Source organism: Lysinibacillus sp. GbtcB16, assembly GCF_019091145.1.
Taxonomy (GTDB): domain Bacteria; phylum Bacillota; class Bacilli; order Bacillales_A; family Planococcaceae; genus Lysinibacillus; species Lysinibacillus fusiformis.
The window spans coordinates 91,490-108,184 of sequence record NZ_JAGXJV010000007.1 but is presented as its reverse complement, the minus strand read 5'-3'; the positions used below and the strand labels follow the sequence as shown (position 1 = coordinate 108,184).

The window sequence follows — 16,695 nt, the reverse complement described above, 5'->3', positions numbered from 1 at the left end:
ATGAACTTTGAAACAGTCATTGGTTTAGAAGTACACGTTGAGTTAAAAACAAACTCAAAAATCTTCTCACCAGCACCTGCTCACTTTGGTGCTGAACCAAATACAAATACAACAGTAATCGATTTAGGTTATCCTGGTGTCCTACCAGTTCTTAATAAAAATGTGGTAGATTTCGCTATGCGTGCAGCTCTTGCATTAAATATGGAAATTGAACAAGAAACAAAATTTGACCGTAAAAACTACTTCTACCCTGATAATCCGAAAGCTTATCAAATTTCACAATTTGATAAACCAATCGGTAAAAACGGCTGGATTGATATTGAAGTAGATGGCTATACAAAGCGTATCGGTATTACTCGTCTTCATATGGAAGAAGATGCAGGTAAACTTTCACATGCTGGGGATCACTCACTAGTAGACTTTAACCGTCAAGGTACTCCGCTTGTTGAAATCGTATCTGAGCCGGATATTCGTACGCCAAATGAAGCGTATGCTTACTTAGAAAAATTAAAATCAATTATCCAATATACAGATGTGTCTGACTGTAAAATGGAAGAAGGTTCACTTCGTTGTGATGCCAACATCTCTATTCGTCCTTATGGTCAAGAAGAGTTTGGTACAAAAACAGAGCTTAAAAACCTGAACTCCTTCAACTATGTTCGTCGTGGGTTAGAGCATGAGGAATTACGTCAAGCAGATGTATTATTATCAGGTGGCGTTATCGACCAAGAAACTCGTCGTTTCGATGAAAAAACGGGTAAAACTATTTTAATGCGTGTGAAGGAAGGAACAGATGATTACCGTTACTTCCCAGAGCCAGACTTAGTTCGTCTTTCTATTGATGATGCATGGCTAGAGCGAGTAAAATCAGAAATTCCAGAGCTTCCAGATGCTCGTAAAAAACGTTATGTTGAAGAGCTAGGACTAACACCATATGATGCAGGGGTTCTTGTTATTTCTAAGGAAATTTCTGACTTCTTCGAGTCCATGATCGTCAACGGTGCAGATGCAAAACTTTCTGCTAACTGGTTGATGGGGGATGTTTCTGCTTATTTAAACGCAGAACAAAAAGACTTAAAGGATACAGCATTAACACCTGAAAACCTTGCTGAAATGGTGAAATTAATCACGGATGGTACTATTTCTTCTAAGATCGGTAAAAAAGTGTTTGCTGAATTAGTTGAAAATGGCGGTTCTGCACAAGAAATTGTAAAAGCAAAAGGCTTAGTTCAAATTTCTGATGAAGGTGCTTTACTAGCCATTGTTACAGAAGTTTTAGATAACAATGCACAGTCTATCGAGGATTTCAAAAATGGTAAGGATCGTGCTATTGGCTTCTTAGTTGGTCAAATTATGAAAGCTACTAAAGGTCAAGCGAACCCACCTATGGTCAATAAATTATTGCAACAAGAAATTGCCAAACGATAATTAATCGTTGTAACATAGTAGCCGAGAGAGCTTAATCGCTTTCTCGGCTATTATTTTTCATAAATGTAACAAAATTGAAATTTGTAACACTTAATAGTTGTTTAAAAGGAGTATTCATAGCAAAATATAGAATAGATAATTATAAGGGGGACGAGAACCAATGAAAACAGAACAACAATATTTTAATGAAGCTATTTCGATTCAACAATATATGGACAATATGACGACTCTTAAAGAAGAGAGCTTCCGCATTTATGACGACTTTGCAGTGCCAACAAACGATGGCTTTATTGAATTATTAAAAGACAAGCAACCAAAAATTTTAACGATTACGGAAGATTGGTGCGGAGATGCTATGTTAAACAATCCAATCGTTCGTCGTGTTGCTGAAGCAGCTGGATTGGACATGCGTACAGTGTTCCGTGATGCGGATACAGATCTAATTGATCGTTATTTAACAAATGGAGGTCGTGCTATTCCAATTTACTTGCTATTAGATAGCAGTACTGGTGAGGTGATTGGAAAATGGGGTCCACGTGCACCTGAATTACAAGAGCTTGTTGTAACGAAGCGTGCAAGCTTACCAGATAAAGAAGATCCAACATTTGAAGAAGCTCAAAAGGCCCTTTATGCGGAGATTCGTGAGGAAAATATAACGAACCAAGCATATTGGACGTATGTCTATGAAGACTTTAAAAAACAGGTGACAAACGCGTTACAAAAGTAAAGCAACATTTTAGCGAGTAAATCGTTGAATGAAATAGAATCTTATGAAGCAGGAAGGTATGTTATGAAACGAGCAAGAATCATTTATAATCCTACATCTGGACGCGAAGCGTTTAAGAAGCATCTACCAGAGGTGTTGGAAAAATTAGAAGTAGCAGGCTATGAAACATCCTGTCACGCAACAACCGGTGAAGGCGATGCAACACTTGCAGCAAAAGATGCAGTAGACCGTGGCTTTGATATAATCATCGCAGTTGGTGGAGATGGCACTTTAAATGAAGTTGTTTCAGGTGTAAGTCCATTTGAAAACCGTCCAAAAGTTGGTCTAATTCCAATGGGCACTACAAATGATTTTGCCCGTGCCGTGCATATCCCGCGAAATATTGATGAAGCGGTAGACATTATTATACAAGGCGATACATTGCCAGTGGATGTCGGTCTATTAAATGGCGAACGCTATTTCATCAATATTGCTGCTGGCGGACGGATTACGGAGCTAACATATGAAGTACCAAGTAAAATGAAAACAATGCTTGGGCAGTTAGCCTACTATTTAAAGGCAGTAGAAATGATTCCATCCATCAAAGCCTCTCATATGCGTATAGAATATGATGGGGAAGTGTTTGACGGGGATGCCATGATGTTCTTATGTGGTTTAACCAACTCTGTAGGAGGCTTTGAAAAACTTGCACCAGATGCAAGTATCAATGATGGATTCTTTACATTATTAGTGTTAAAGAAGGTTAGCCTACCTGAGTTTATTCAACTAGCGGCTATGGCATTAAGAGGCGAACATTTAAATGATGACCGTGTCATTTACAAAAAAGCGAGTGTTGTAAAAGTCACTACTGAAAACGAAGTACATCTTAATCTAGATGGTGAATATGGCGGAGACGCTCCAGCTACCTTTGAAAATTTAAAGCGTCATATCGAAATTTTTGTCCCTCTTGCAGATATTCGCGAAGAGGACCGTATATAATACATGAAAAGCTCATCTTCGTTATAGCGAGGATGAGCTTTTTTGTATAAAGGATTCAGCGTACTCTTGAAGAACTCCACCTAAACTTTCGCATCAAACGACCAAAAAGATAATAGAGTAAAGCAAATAGCCCGCAGCGAAAAATTGAATATGTAGTAAGTCTAACCTTTAGAATTAGGAATTGTGAATGAATTAAGAAAAATGTTTGGCAAATGTGCGTATATTACTTGAACAAAATTTGAAACCTTATTAATAGGCTGAAATATCGGTCCATTATAAAGGTTTTTTTCGTTGTAATAGTGGAAAATGGGGTATGGATAAGGGAAAGGAAGTGTTGCTTTTGTATAAGTCACAGGAGAAGAAGCTTATTTGGCTAAGCTTTGGTGTTGCAATCATTATGCTACTTTCCATTCTTGGAAGAATATTTGGGAGCTAGGGGGCAATGAGATGATAAACGAATCAGCAGTCTATTGGAGTCGTGCATTAACTGAGTTAACTTTATCGTTCCACATCATTTATGCAACGATAGGGGTCGGTGTCCCGTTAATGATCATGATTGCTCAATGGACTGGGTATAAAAAGAATGATGAGCATTATATTTTAATGGCCAGACGTTGGGCACGTGGCTTCGTCATTACGGTCGCAGTGGGTGTTGTGACGGGAACGGCAATTGGTTTACAACTATCATTATTATGGCCTAACTTTATGCAACTAGCTGGTCAAACCATTGCATTACCACTTTTTTTGGAAACGTTTGCATTTTTCTTTGAAGCTATATTTTTGGGCATTTATTTATATACTTGGGACCGCTTCGATAGTCAGAAAAAGCATATGCTATTGTTAATTCCAGTTGCAGTAGGTGCATCGATGTCGGCTGTATTTATTACAATCGTAAATGCCTTTATGAATGCCCCGAGAGGCTTCGATATTGTTGACGGGAACCTTGTTAATATTCAACCCTTCTTAGCGATGTTTAACCCTGCTATGCCAACAAAGGTGGCGCATGTACTCGTAACAGCGTATATGACATCTGCATTTGTTTTAGCCGCTATAGCAGGATACCGAATGCTTAAAGGATCGAAACATGTATACCATAAAAAAGCATTACTGTTACTGATGAAAATTGGTTTAATTTTCTCCATTGCAGCAGCTGTGATTGGAGATTTCTCAGGAAAATACTTAGCGGAATATCAACCAGAAAAATTAGCTGCAGCGGAATGGCATTTTGAAACGGAAGGAAAGGCTTCTCTTGTTTTATTTGGCGTGCTAGATGGAGAAGAAGTGAAATATGCCATCAAAATTCCGTATGCTTTAAGCATTCTTGCACATTTTAATCCTAATGCAGAGGTAATTGGATTAGATCAATTCGAGGAAGAGGATCTACCACCACTCTATATTCATTATCTCTTTGATATTATGGTGTCCATAGGTATGTTTATGGTGCTAGTTTCATTACTGTATGTTGTAGGGAAAGCACGGGGCTGGCAGTTTATTCATTCACGCTGGTATCGATGGATCATTGTGGCGGGGGGGCCGCTTTCTATCATTGCTATTGAAGCGGGCTGGTGGCTTGCTGAGGTTGGACGTCAACCTTGGATTCTTTATGGCTTGATGCGAACTCCAGAAGGGGCCACAACGAGTGACCATGTGGATTTAATGCTATTGTTGTTTGCAGGTGTATATGCAGTATTAGCGGTAGGAAGTGTTGTCGTCTTGGTGCGAATGTTTAAAAAGAATCCTATTGAGCGTGAGATTGAAGATCGTCACTCTGAAAAAGGCGGTGACATCCTATGACATTAGAGATTCTAGGTATTTCAGTATTGTGGATTTTTCTATTTGGCTATGTCATTGTCGCATCGATTGATTTCGGTGCCGGTTTCTTTAACGCCTATAGCCTACTGATTGGGAAGAATCATATTTTAACGAATATTATTAAACGATATTTATCGCCTGTTTGGGAAGTAACCAATGTCTTTTTGGTATTCTTCTTTGTAGGGATCGTAGGATTTTTCCCGCAAACTGCTTTTTACTACGGAACCATTTTACTTATACCCGTCAGCATTTCCCTTGTACTATTAGCCATTCGAGGTTCCTATTATGCCTTTGAATCGTATGGTACAAGAGGACATATTGGGTACACGCTGACCTATGGTGTAGCAGGTTTATTAATTCCTGCATCGTTGTCTGTTGTTTTTGCCATTGCTGGTGGAGGGTATGTGGATCTCATTAACGGGCAGCCTGTTTTAAACTATTGGACTTTATATACAAGTCCATTTGCTTGGAGCATTGTCGTATTGAGTATTGCCGCTGTACTTTACATTTCTGCAGTATTCTTAACTTGGTATGCTCATAAAGCGAATGACAAGGAAGCAACGAAGCTAATGAGAAAATATGCACTTTTATGGGCAGCTCCTTTGATGATCAGCGCATTAGGCATCATGTATGAGATGAAGTCCATTAACCCTGAAAGTTATAGTCACATGGTGAATTTATGGTGGATGTTTGCAATATCAGCCATATTATTTATGATTACAGTGTTCCTCATTGCCATGCGTAAAAAATATGGGCTTGCAGTTGCACTTCTGATTGCTCAATTTGCGGTAGCATTTTTCGCTTATGGTATTGCGCAATATCCATATTTACTGTATCCATATTTAACGATTTATGATGGCTTCACAAGTACACAAATGGCAATTGCTTTAATCATTGCCTTTATTTTAGGACTGTGTCTCCTACTTCCATCACTTTATTTATTGATGAAATTATTCTTGTTCAATAAAAACTATGTGACCGGAAAAGAAGACAATCACGCATAGGAGGAAATTAGTATATGCAAAGTTTTTTAATTTTTTATGCGCCTTTTATTGTCGTCATTCTTGGAATCTTGTGTGCATTTTGGTGGGCACCAAGGGATTATCATATAACAAAAGAGCAAGGAAAGAGTCGCGAATAGCGGCTCTTTTTTCAAGTTAGCTAGAAGAACCGTATAACGGGCAGGTCTTGTTCTTTTTTCATTCGCCAACACATGCTACAATAAGGAGATTGAAATGGAGGATGTACGAATGTCAGCACCCGTGAAAAAGAATGAACGACTTTCAGTTTATATAGAAGACTTAACACATGATGGCAATGGTGTCGCTAAGGTGGATGGCTATCCATTATTTATACAAGGCGCACTTCCGAACGAAACAGCCGAAATCCATGTGATGAAAACTTTAAAAAATTATGGCTTTGCAAAAGTTGTAGATATTATTAAGCCATCACCCGATCGAGTAGAAGCTCCATGCGATTACTTTAAGCAATGCGGGGGCTGTCAATTACAGCATTTATCCTATGAGGGCCAGCTCAAATGGAAAGAAAATATGGTGCGCAATGTGATGCAACGCATTGGTAAAATTGATGCGCCTGTTCTGCCTGTAAAAGGAATGAAAGAGCCTTGGCATTATCGTAATAAAGCGCAAATTCCTTTCTCTGAAAATGAAGCAGGACAAGCTATTGCTGGTTTCTATAAAACAAAGACGCATAGCATTGTGGATATGGAGCGTTGCTTGATTCAAACAGGAGAAGCAGATGCAATTTTAGCAGGCTTGAAAAAGGAATTAGTAGCGATAGGCATGCGCCCATACAATGAACTTTCCCACGAAGGCATGTTGCGCCATGTTGTCATTCGTAAAGCACGGGCAACAGGTGAGGTCATGGTTGTCCTTGTGACGAAAAAGAAAAAATTTCCACAAAAAGAAGCAGCCATTGCAGTAATTCAAAAGCTTGTTCCGAACGTCACTTCAATTATGCAAAATGTGAATCATGAGAAAACGAATGTGATTTTTGGTGATGACACACTGAACCTTTGGGGCAAGGACGTCATTATTGACACAATTGGCGACGTACGCTTTGAAATTTCCGCTCGCTCCTTCTATCAGGTCAACCCAGAGCAAACGGAGGTCCTCTATAAACAAGCACTTGATTATGCAAACTTGCAAGGGGATGAACGAGTGATTGATGCGTATTGTGGGATTGGAACGATCTCCTTGTTCCTTGCACAAAAGGCAAAGGCAGTCATGGGCGTTGAAATTGTCCCACAAGCGATAGAAGATGCCAAACGTAACGCGGTCCTAAATGGTTTTACAAATACTTATTTTGAGGCCGGCCCAGCTGAGGAAGTTATACCAAGATGGTATAAGGAAGGAAAGGAAGCAGACGTACTGGTAGTTGATCCACCACGTAAAGGCTGTGATGAAGCACTTTTAAAAACCATTTTAGAGCAACGACCAAAGCGAGTGGTCTATGTCTCCTGCAACCCAGCTACACTAGCACGCGACCTTCGAATTTTGGAGGATGGCGGCTACCAAACACAAGAAATTCAACCAGTAGATATGTTCCCGCACTCCACACATTGTGAAGCGGTTGCGTGGCTTGTGAGAAAGTAGCATATTACGAACGGCATTTACTATCTTGATAAAGCACGAGCATATTCATAGCTCGTGCTTTTGTGTATTTTAGAAGTCAAACTATGAAATTACAATGAGGTTGATAATCATTATCATTTATATTACCATACAAATATGATGTGGATCGAAGGAGTGAAGGTGAATGTCGAATGATATGGATTCAACTAATAACTTTACAAAGGAAATGATCGATAAGGCTGTTCGGCTATGGACGCGCTCATCCATTTCACTAATAGATGTTCGTTACAAGTTGATTCATCCGGACAAACCAATCCAAAGTTACCGAATGCCGACTAGTATGCTGGTGTATACCTGTGGTGGAACGGCTAATGTAAAATTGGATCAAACACTATATCAATCGGAACGTTTTGGTATTTTTCATGGAGGAAAAGGAACGGAAATATCAATTCATCCTGTAAGCAGCAGTGTCGAGACTTACATGGTGCTATATAGAGCAGAAACTCCGCCATTTTACAAAAGAGAAATTTATCGCTTGTTAGAACAGATAAATCCGTTTATACAAACGTATGGATTCTCACCAGGGAATCCCACTTTTTTTATGGAGAAGTTTTTGAATATGAAAAACCATTGGAATCGAGAATCTGTGTTAAATCAATTTTATTCAAAGATTATACTGTATCAGATTGTCTATGAGATTTACAATGAGTTAGAAAAGGGAGATATACTTTATTGCCAGCCTGATTATGTGGTAATAGTCAAGCAATATCTGGAACAACACTATAGCGAGTCTGTTTCCATTCAACAACTTATTGAAATGCTACCCATTAGTAGGAGCCAGTTAATTAGGCTTTTTAAAAAACGCGAGCATAAAAGTCCTCAGGAGCTCTTGAATGAGAAAAGGTTGGATTCGGCTAAGTGGCATTTGCAATACACAAATGCAACTATTCAAGAAATTGCTGTTGGGTGCGGTTTTGTGGATGGACTAAATTTAATCCGAATGTTTAAAAAATATAACCATATGACACCGAGTGAGTACAGGATAAAAATGATAACTGATAAGGACATTAATGATGTTGATAATGATTATCAACCTCAATACAATGAGAGAGAACTATATAAATTAGTCAAATCTAAGGGAAATGAGGAATTGTTGATGTTAGGGAAGACAAGAAACAAGGAAATAATTTTTGCAGCAGCCTTGAGCTTGATGCTGTTGTTATCGGGATGTACATCAAATGCGCCTGTGAATAAGGGAGCGACGGGGAGCCAGTCAGAGACGCAAACACAGACTACATCAAATGCTGAAGCTAAGGGGATGCCGCAAACGAGAATTGTGAACACACTAAAAGGAGATGTGGAAGTACCCGTTAACCCGCAGCGGGTCGTTGTCCTGTATTTAATGGGTGACCTGCTTGCTCTAGGAATAAAGCCTGTTGGTATTTCCACTCTAGTTGGGGAAGGCGATGCGGCAATCGCTAGCGAATTGGATGGTATCACCACTTTAGGAGATGGGCAACCGAGCCCAGAAGCGGTGCTCGCCCTTAATCCAGATCTTATTATTGTTACAACAGATGAAATTTACGACAAACTTCATAAAATTGCCCCTACTCTTTATATACCATATGACTTACCAGTGGAAGAACGTATGGACATTCTGGGGAAAGCATTTGGTAAAGAAGATCAAGCTAAAGAACTTTTGGACAATTTTTATAATAAGGTGGAACTAAGCAAGCAAAAGCTGCAGCAAGCTGGTATTTTGGACAAAACAGTCACAGTTATGGAAAGCAACAAAGGTTCTATGGCAGTAATGGTGGGGATGGGTTACGGACGAGGATCACAGATTATTTATCAATATTTGGGAATGAAAGCACCTGAGATCGTGCAACAAAAAATAGAAACCTCCAAGAATGATGCGACCAGCATGGATGTCTCCTACGAAGTGTTGACTCAGTATGCTGGTGACTATGTATTCCGCTCTGCCTTTGAAGGAATGGAAGATTTATCAGACAACCAAATTTGGAATAACATTCCAGCCGTGAAGGATGGCCGGTTAATAGATATGAGCTTTGGCTTGTTCTTCTACAATGATATCTTCTCGCTAGATAAGCAGCTTGACTTTGTCGTGGATAGCTTGCTAAGCTCTGTGGAATCAGAGGAACTCCGATGAGTGAAATATAATGTCTGTATTCATAATCGGAAAAATTTCTGCCTACAGTTTAATCATGAATAGAATGTTTGTTAGGCTCTAAAATTAACTATGAAAAGTACTGAACTTACGCTGAACAAAGCTTAATCTAGTGATTTGAAAATATTAAAATTGTGGGTCGCGTGGTTGGAGTTTGTATAATAGAAAAGACATTGATATGACCGGCACTGACCTCAATAGTTAGAAAAATACAAAAGCATCTTCGATTGAATTCAGGTTTAGATACTTAAACTTCAATTAGGAGGTGCTTTTTCTTTGCGTAAAAGTGTGAGTTATCCATATGAAAAAAAGTGAAAGACATTGAAATGCGGACAGCGGTTTATCAATGAAACAGGTTTTATATAATGGCATTGGCTACAACAAGAGGTAAGTCCCAAAAGCCTATACCAGCTACTTTTTTGTATTTAAAATACCATTTTGAACTGATTTTCGTTAAAATAAATAGTGTCCATTTTCATAATAGTTTTTCACAAGTGATATATGTAGTGAACAATAGGTTAATAAGCATGATATAAGTGTAACATTTGACTTTATAATTTTTGAACTGAGAGTATAGAGTTTTATCCATAGTGAGAGGATTTGGAATGAACATGATAGATAATTTTTGGCGTGATTTGCCGCGTCCATTTTTTGTACTGGCACCGATGGAAGATGTCACAGATGTTGTTTTCCGTCAAGTAGTCAGTGAAGCCGGAAGACCGGACGTATTTTTCACAGAGTTTACGAATTCGGATAGCTATTGTCATCCAGAGGGACAGAAAAGTGTGCGGGGTCGTTTGATTTTTACAGAAGATGAACAGCCGATGGTGGCACATATTTGGGGGGATAATCCTGAGTATTTCCGTCAAATGAGTAGAGGCATGGCAGAGCTAGGGTTTAAAGGTATCGATATTAATATGGGCTGTCCTGTGCCAAATGTGGCATCGAGGGGAAAAGGGAGTGGCCTTATTTTACGTCCTGATGTGGCGGCAGAATTGATTCAAGCTGCCAAAGCGGGTGGACTGCCTGTCAGTGTGAAAACACGACTTGGCTATAAGGATGTAGAGGAATGGGAGGAATGGTTAACGCATATTTTCAAACAAGATATTGCGAACCTGTCGATTCATTTACGCACAAGAAAGGAAATGAGCCAAGTTGATGCACATTGGGAGCTCATTCCTGAAATCAAAAAATTACGCGATCGTATCGCACCTAATACGCTATTAACGATCAATGGAGACATCCCTGATCGACAAACAGGGCTAGAGCTTGCCGAAAAATATGGGATTGATGGCGTAATGATTGGACGAGGTATTTTTAAAAATCCCTTTGCTTTTGAAAAAGAACCAAAGGAGCATAGCAGTAAAGAGTATCTTGACCTTTTAAGACTGCAGCTCGATCTTCAAGATCAATATGAGGAAGTACTCCCACGCTCTATCACAGGACTTCATCGCTTTTTCAAAATATATGTCAAAGGATTCCGAGGTGCCGGTGAGTTAAGAAGCCAATTGATGAACACGAAATCAACAGATGAAGTGCGTGCATTGCTTGATCGCTTTGAAGTAAATTATGTTGAATAACAAAGAATCCTACTTTATTAGGGTGAGGTAAGCAGTATTCTGTCACTAAACAGAAACTTGCCTTTTTGGAATGTGCATATTACAATAAAAAGTAAGTTAATAGCAGGTTTGAGTAACTGAGAGACCATTGAAAACATATGTGCCTAGCGTACATATGCTTTTGATGGTCTTTTTTTATCGTTAAAATGATAAGGGAGGAAATAAATGATGAGTACAGCTTCTGCGTTACAACGACAACAAACAATAGAGGAGCTTCAAGATAGGGAGTACGATTTATTAGTAATTGGTGGCGGTATTACAGGGTGTGGTATTGCACTGGATGCTATTGCTCGCGGTCTGTCTGTAGCATTAGTGGAAATGCAGGATTTTGCAGCAGGGACTTCTAGCCGTTCGACAAAATTAGTACATGGCGGTTTACGTTATTTAAAGCAATTTGAAATAAAAGAGGTAGCAGAGTTAGGGAAGGAACGTGCCATTGTTTATGAAAATGGTCCACATGTGACAACACCTGTTTGGATGTTATTACCTTTTCATAAGGGAGGGACATTTGGAAAATACTCTACAAATCTCGGCTTGCGTGTCTATGATTTTTTAGCAGGAGTCAAACGTGCAGAACGCCGTTATATGTTAAGTACAGGTCAAACCATTGAGAAGGAGCCATTAGTGAAAACTAAGGGATTACTTGGCGGTGGTATGTATGTAGAGTATCGTACTGATGATGCTCGTTTAACCATTGAAGTAGCAAAGGCAGCCATTGAAAGAGGGGCAACATTATTGAATTATATAAAAGCCGAAAACTTTTTATATAATGAACAGCAAAAAATAAGTGGTATTGTTGCAACGGATTTATTAACAAATCATCCAATCGAAATTCGTGCAAAGGCTGTCGTTAATGCTGCTGGTCCATGGGTGGACGATGTGCGCACAATTGAAGGAAAGCAAGCAGGGAAGCATTTAATTTTATCGAAAGGTGTGCATATTGTTTTTGATGAATCCAAATTCCCATTAAAACAAGCTGTTTATTTTGATACACCTGATGGCCGCATGGTATTTGCGATCCCTCGACAAGGAAAAACATATGTAGGGACAACAGATACATTTTATGAAGGCGATGCTCGCAATATGGATATTTATCAAGAGGATCGCGATTATATAATGAACGCTATTCGTTATATGTTCCCAAGTGTGAAGGTGACCGATGCGGATATTGAATCAAGTTGGGCAGGCGTTCGTCCATTGATTCATGAGGACGGAAAAAATCCATCTGAAATTTCTCGTAAGGATGAAGTGTGGATTTCGCCATCGGGGCTTGTAACAATTGCTGGTGGGAAATTAACCGGCTATCGTAAAATGGCTGAAACCGTATTAAATACGATTACACAAGAGCTAGAGCAACAATTTGGTATTAAATCCTCTCCATGTACAACAAAAAATATTCCGATTTCTGGTGGCCATATTGGCGGCTCAAGTAAATTTTATGCCTTCTTATATGACTATACAAGAGTAGGCAAGAAAATAGGCTTATCTGAGGAAGAGGCCAAATTTTTAACACAGCATTATGGTAGCAATGTAGAAATTGTTTTTAATTATGTAAAGGAAGGACACCCAATCTTACCATCATGGCTGTATGCGCAATTAATGTATGGTATTCATCATGAAATGGTCGTTCATCCAAATGACTTTATGGTTCGCCGGACAGGGTATATGTTCTTTCAAATGGCAATTGTTCAACAATATGAAGAGGCAATTCTAGATGAAATGGCTAAGCAACTCAACTGGACAGCACAGCAACGGACACAATATGAAGAAGATGTAAAGAAAGAAATAAAACGAGCGACAACTGCGCTATAATGATGTAGTTACTCTCAACATAATATAAGGGTGAGCGTTCACACTGTATTATAAGGGAAGGAGAGAATGGAATGCATTTTGATAATCAACAGGTGATTCCTGCTGCGCGTACCGTCAAGCAATTTGACGAGATAATAGCAAGTCCATTCGATTATATTGTGCTATTGGAGGTGCACATTAGCTTATTAATGTCTTTAAAGCGTGAGGCACATCGACATGGAAAAAAATTAATTATTCATGCGGATTTAATTCATGGTTTAAAAACAGATAATTTTGCAGCGGACTTTTTATGTAATGATATTCGTCCAGCTGGCATTATTTCAACGCGTTCCAATATGCTAATGAAAGCCAAAGCTCGTGGAATTATGGCTATTCAACGTGTGTTTTTGATTGATACGATTGCTCTTGAAAAAAGTTATTCGATGATTGAAACAGCGCAGCCTGATTATATTGAGCTATTACCTGGCATTATTCCTTCGATGATTCAGGAAATCCATGAGCGTACTCAAATCCCTGTTATTACAGGTGGCTTAGTGCGTACAGTGGACAATATTGAGGAAGCATTAGCTGGTGGTGCTATCGCCGTTACAACCTCTAATAGACAATTATGGGAAAATTTCAAAAAATAGTTGACTCTGTATGTTTTTTTCTCTAAAATGGACATAAGTTCATACGCACGTGGTTAGGAAAAGGAACCCACATTTGTTCATCTACATGTATTAATGTAGTTTGATTGGATGTGGGTTCCTTTTTGTTTTCTATGGGCTATTATCACAAAGGGGGATTAAACTATGTCTACGTTTACAGCTGAGCTGGTCGGCACAATGATTCTTATTTTATTTGGTGGCGGCGTAGTAGCAGGTGCCGTGTTAAACAAATCAAAAGGCTTTGGTGGAGGATGGATCGTCATTACCTTTGCATGGGGGCTTGGGGTTGCAATGGCAGCTTATGCGGTAGGTGGAATCAGTGGTGCACACCTAAATCCTGCATTAACAATTGCCCTTGCCACGATCGGAAACTTTCCTTGGGCAGATGTGCCAGCCTATATTGCTGCACAAATGATTGGTGCATTTTTAGGGGCTACACTTGTTTACTTTATGTATTTACCACATTGGCAGGCAACAGCAGATGCCGATGTAAAATTAGCGCCATTTTCCACAATGCCAGCTATTAAGCATCCTTTATCAAATCTATTATCAGAAATGATAGGAACATTTATTTTAGTTTTAGGAATTTTAGCTTTAGGTACAAATACTATTACAGATGGTTTAAATCCATTTTTAGTTGGTATGTTAATTATTGTAATTGGGATGGCTTTAGGGGGCCCAACAGGTTATGCCATAAACCCAGCTCGTGATTTAGGTCCACGTATTGCGCATTTTATTTTACCGATTGCAGGCAAAGGTGATTCTGGCTGGAGCTATGCATGGGTACCAGTTGTAGGACCTATTATTGGAGGTACATTTGGTGCATTGTTTTTCCAACAAATATTTGAAGGGAAAAATAGTATTGCGTTTTGGATTGTTGCAGTAATTGTGATTGCTATTTTCATAGGAGCACAATTAACGGTTAAGAATGTTCAAGTAGAAGACTAATTTATTTGGAGGGATTTCTATGTCAGAAAAAAAATATATTTTAGCGTTAGACCAAGGAACTACAAGCTCAAGAGCTATTCTTTTTGATGAAACGGGTAAAATCGTACACACAGCACAACAAGAATTCCAACAACATTTTCCACAAGCAGGCTGGGTAGAGCATCATGCAGAGGAAATTTGGTCATCTATTCTATCTTGTATTGCAACAGTGTTATCAGAAAAAGGTGTGAGTTCAAATCAAATTGCAGGGATTGGGATTACCAATCAACGTGAAACAACCGTAGTATGGGATAAACATACTGGCAAGCCTGTATATAATGCAATTGTTTGGCAATCACGTCAAACGAATGAAATTTGTGAGCAATTAAAGGAAAGCGGTTACAATGATTTATTCCGTGATAAAACAGGTTTATTAATAGATGCTTACTTCTCAGGTACAAAAGTGAAGTGGATCTTAGATCATGTTGAGGGAGCTCGTGAAAAAGCCGAGGCAGGAGAGTTGCTATTCGGCACAATTGATACTTGGCTAATTTGGAAGCTATCCGGTGGAAAAGTACATGTAACAGACTATTCAAATGCCTCTCGTACATTGATGTATAATATCCATGATTTAAAGTGGGATGAAGAACTATTAGAAATTTTAACAGTTCCAGCCTCTATGCTACCAGAAGTACGTCCTTCTTCTGAAGTTTATGGCTATACAGAGGAGGCATTATTCTTTGGCTCTGCTGTTCCAATTGCCGGAGCTGCAGGCGACCAACAAGCAGCCCTATTTGGTCAGGCATGCTTTGAGGAAGGTATGGTTAAAAACACATATGGCACAGGTTGCTTTATGTTAATGAATACTGGTGAAAAGGCAGTGAAATCAGATAATGGTCTATTGACTACATTAGCTTGGGGCTTAGATGGCAAAGTAACATATGCTTTAGAGGGCAGTATTTTTGTAGCAGGTTCTGCGATTCAATGGTTACGTGACGGTTTACGTATGTTCCGTAATGCAAGTGAATCAGAGCAATATGCAACACGTGTAGAGTCAACTGATGGTGTTTATGTTGTCCCAGCATTTGTTGGCTTAGGAACACCGTACTGGGATTCTGATGTGCGCGGAGCTATCTTTGGCTTAACAAGAGGAACTGCGAAGGAGCATTTTGTACGTGCTACGCTAGAATCATTAGCGTATCAAACAAAGGATGTATTAGCAGCGATGGAGGCAGATGCTAATATTCCGTTAGCCAAATTACGTGTAGATGGCGGAGCTGTAGCCAATGATTTCTTAATGCAATTCCAGGCAGATTTATTGGATGTTCCTGTTGATCGTCCAATTATTAATGAAACAACCGCTTTAGGTGCAGCGTATTTAGCTGGCTTAGCAGTTGGCTATTGGCATTCGACAGAGGAAATCAGCAAATATTGGAATTTAGAACGTCAATTTACACCTAATATGAGTAATGACCATCGTGATAAAATTTATGGAGGATGGAAAAAGGCTGTTGCTGCAGCGCAAGTATTTAAGTAAGCCAAACATTTGAGAGGTTGGGGCATAGCTAGCTTCAATTAATGAGAAATCCGAATTCGAATGCATTCAAATTTGGATTTCTCTATTTTTTTATGTTGTCTCCAGATAGATCTTCACTGATGTCCAATTTTTCTTCTGGCATGAATTCTTTTTCAAACAGTCCATCGTATAGCTGGTTTGACTTTTCAATCAGTCTGTTTTGCCATTTGCATTAGCTATTGGTGCTCTAGCTACAGATGCTGATGGCGGGGTTCTTGTTGGTATGCACGGCTTTTTATTTATACAAGCCCTACCATTCGTCATACTTCTGATATTTTTATTTGAAAAAGGTGAAGAAAGCGTCCAATTCTTTATAGAATTGTGCATTTTTGTCGTTAGGAATAGAGGATTTAGAGAGATGTCAGAGAATTGTATATAAGTACCATT

The 16,695-nt window shown here is 39.1% G+C and carries 14 protein-coding genes; all 14 read left to right on the top strand.

What is annotated here, in order from left to right; all coding sequences use genetic code 11:
- The 14 genes from gatB to KVT27_RS19255 all read left to right on the top strand — a co-directional run bounded on the left by gatB (position 1) and on the right by KVT27_RS19255 (position 16,687).
- Entirely contained in the window at positions 1 to 1,428 is a 1,428-nt protein-coding gene (gatB, locus tag KVT27_RS19315; protein ID WP_036120675.1) for an Asp-tRNA(Asn)/Glu-tRNA(Gln) amidotransferase subunit GatB, read from the top strand.
- 160 nt (positions 1,429 to 1,588) lie between these two features.
- Complete coding sequence (locus KVT27_RS19310) at positions 1,589 to 2,155, top strand: thioredoxin family protein (protein ID WP_036120671.1); 567 nt, start codon at positions 1,589 to 1,591, stop codon at positions 2,153 to 2,155.
- A 63-nt stretch (positions 2,156 to 2,218) separates the two neighbouring features.
- A complete protein-coding gene (locus KVT27_RS19305) occupies positions 2,219 to 3,133 on the top strand; it encodes a diacylglycerol kinase (protein WP_036120668.1) in 915 nt (304 codons plus the stop codon).
- Between the two features lie 447 nt (positions 3,134 to 3,580).
- The gene (locus tag KVT27_RS19300) at positions 3,581 to 4,927 is read left to right on the top strand and encodes a cytochrome ubiquinol oxidase subunit I (protein WP_036120665.1); all 1,347 of its coding nucleotides are present in this window, start codon (positions 3,581 to 3,583) and stop codon (positions 4,925 to 4,927) included.
- Positions 4,924 to 5,949 (top strand): cytochrome d ubiquinol oxidase subunit II, encoded by a 1,026-nt coding sequence (locus KVT27_RS19295; RefSeq protein ID WP_036120662.1) that lies wholly within the window; start codon positions 4,924 to 4,926, stop codon positions 5,947 to 5,949. The genes KVT27_RS19300 and KVT27_RS19295 overlap by 4 nt, the downstream gene beginning before the upstream one ends.
- A 14-nt stretch (positions 5,950 to 5,963) precedes the next feature.
- Positions 5,964 to 6,086 carry a cytochrome bd oxidase small subunit CydS family protein gene (gene cydS / locus KVT27_RS27110; protein ID WP_012292033.1) on the top strand — a complete coding sequence of 41 codons (123 nt, stop codon included), beginning with the start codon at positions 5,964 to 5,966 and terminating at the stop codon, positions 6,084 to 6,086.
- Between the two features lie 109 nt (positions 6,087 to 6,195).
- Positions 6,196 to 7,560 carry a 23S rRNA (uracil(1939)-C(5))-methyltransferase RlmD gene (gene rlmD, locus KVT27_RS19290; RefSeq protein WP_036127377.1) on the top strand — a complete coding sequence of 455 codons (1,365 nt, stop codon included), beginning with the start codon at positions 6,196 to 6,198 and terminating at the stop codon, positions 7,558 to 7,560.
- A gap of 163 nt (positions 7,561 to 7,723) precedes the next feature.
- The gene (locus tag KVT27_RS19285; RefSeq protein ID WP_254636204.1) at positions 7,724 to 9,709 is read left to right on the top strand and encodes an AraC family transcriptional regulator; all 1,986 of its coding nucleotides are present in this window, start codon (positions 7,724 to 7,726) and stop codon (positions 9,707 to 9,709) included.
- Positions 9,710 to 10,338: 629 nt separating this feature from the next.
- The gene (locus tag KVT27_RS19280; RefSeq protein WP_036127373.1) at positions 10,339 to 11,307 is read left to right on the top strand and encodes a tRNA dihydrouridine synthase; all 969 of its coding nucleotides are present in this window, start codon (positions 10,339 to 10,341) and stop codon (positions 11,305 to 11,307) included.
- Positions 11,308 to 11,514: 207 nt separating this feature from the next.
- Positions 11,515 to 13,158: a glycerol-3-phosphate dehydrogenase/oxidase gene (locus tag KVT27_RS19275; RefSeq protein ID WP_036127372.1), complete on the top strand. Its 1,644-nt coding sequence runs from the start codon at positions 11,515 to 11,517 to the stop codon at positions 13,156 to 13,158.
- A gap of 71 nt (positions 13,159 to 13,229) precedes the next feature.
- On the top strand, positions 13,230 to 13,787 hold the full coding sequence (locus tag KVT27_RS19270) for a glycerol-3-phosphate responsive antiterminator (protein WP_016992235.1): 558 nt from the start codon (positions 13,230 to 13,232) through the stop codon (positions 13,785 to 13,787).
- A gap of 162 nt (positions 13,788 to 13,949) precedes the next feature.
- Positions 13,950 to 14,753 carry an MIP/aquaporin family protein gene (locus tag KVT27_RS19265; protein WP_008173629.1) on the top strand — a complete coding sequence of 268 codons (804 nt, stop codon included), beginning with the start codon at positions 13,950 to 13,952 and terminating at the stop codon, positions 14,751 to 14,753.
- A 19-nt stretch (positions 14,754 to 14,772) separates the two neighbouring features.
- Entirely contained in the window at positions 14,773 to 16,269 is a 1,497-nt protein-coding gene (gene glpK / locus KVT27_RS19260; RefSeq protein ID WP_036120660.1) for a glycerol kinase GlpK, read from the top strand.
- 199 nt (positions 16,270 to 16,468) lie between these two features.
- Entirely contained in the window at positions 16,469 to 16,687 is a 219-nt protein-coding gene (locus KVT27_RS19255) for a hypothetical protein (protein WP_036149733.1), read from the top strand.
- Positions 16,688 to 16,695 lie beyond the last annotated feature (8 nt).

Bases quoted from the DNA above. Each gene is read 5' to 3' on its own strand.
- gatB (WP_036120675.1), top strand. From the start codon at position 1: ATGAACTTTGAAACAGTCATTGGTTTAGAAGTACACGTTGAGTTAAAA.
- KVT27_RS19310 (WP_036120671.1), top strand. From the start codon at position 1,589: ATGAAAACAGAACAACAATATTTTAATGAAGCTATTTCGATTCAACAA.
- KVT27_RS19305 (WP_036120668.1), top strand. From the start codon at position 2,219: ATGAAACGAGCAAGAATCATTTATAATCCTACATCTGGACGCGAAGCG.
- KVT27_RS19300 (WP_036120665.1), top strand. From the start codon at position 3,581: ATGATAAACGAATCAGCAGTCTATTGGAGTCGTGCATTAACTGAGTTA.
- KVT27_RS19295 (WP_036120662.1), top strand. From the start codon at position 4,924: ATGACATTAGAGATTCTAGGTATTTCAGTATTGTGGATTTTTCTATTT.
- cydS (WP_012292033.1), top strand. From the start codon at position 5,964: ATGCAAAGTTTTTTAATTTTTTATGCGCCTTTTATTGTCGTCATTCTT.
- rlmD (WP_036127377.1), top strand. From the start codon at position 6,196: ATGTCAGCACCCGTGAAAAAGAATGAACGACTTTCAGTTTATATAGAA.
- KVT27_RS19285 (WP_254636204.1), top strand. From the start codon at position 7,724: ATGTCGAATGATATGGATTCAACTAATAACTTTACAAAGGAAATGATC.
- KVT27_RS19280 (WP_036127373.1), top strand. From the start codon at position 10,339: ATGATAGATAATTTTTGGCGTGATTTGCCGCGTCCATTTTTTGTACTG.
- KVT27_RS19275 (WP_036127372.1), top strand. From the start codon at position 11,515: ATGAGTACAGCTTCTGCGTTACAACGACAACAAACAATAGAGGAGCTT.
- KVT27_RS19270 (WP_016992235.1), top strand. From the start codon at position 13,230: ATGCATTTTGATAATCAACAGGTGATTCCTGCTGCGCGTACCGTCAAG.
- KVT27_RS19265 (WP_008173629.1), top strand. From the start codon at position 13,950: ATGTCTACGTTTACAGCTGAGCTGGTCGGCACAATGATTCTTATTTTA.
- glpK (WP_036120660.1), top strand. From the start codon at position 14,773: ATGTCAGAAAAAAAATATATTTTAGCGTTAGACCAAGGAACTACAAGC.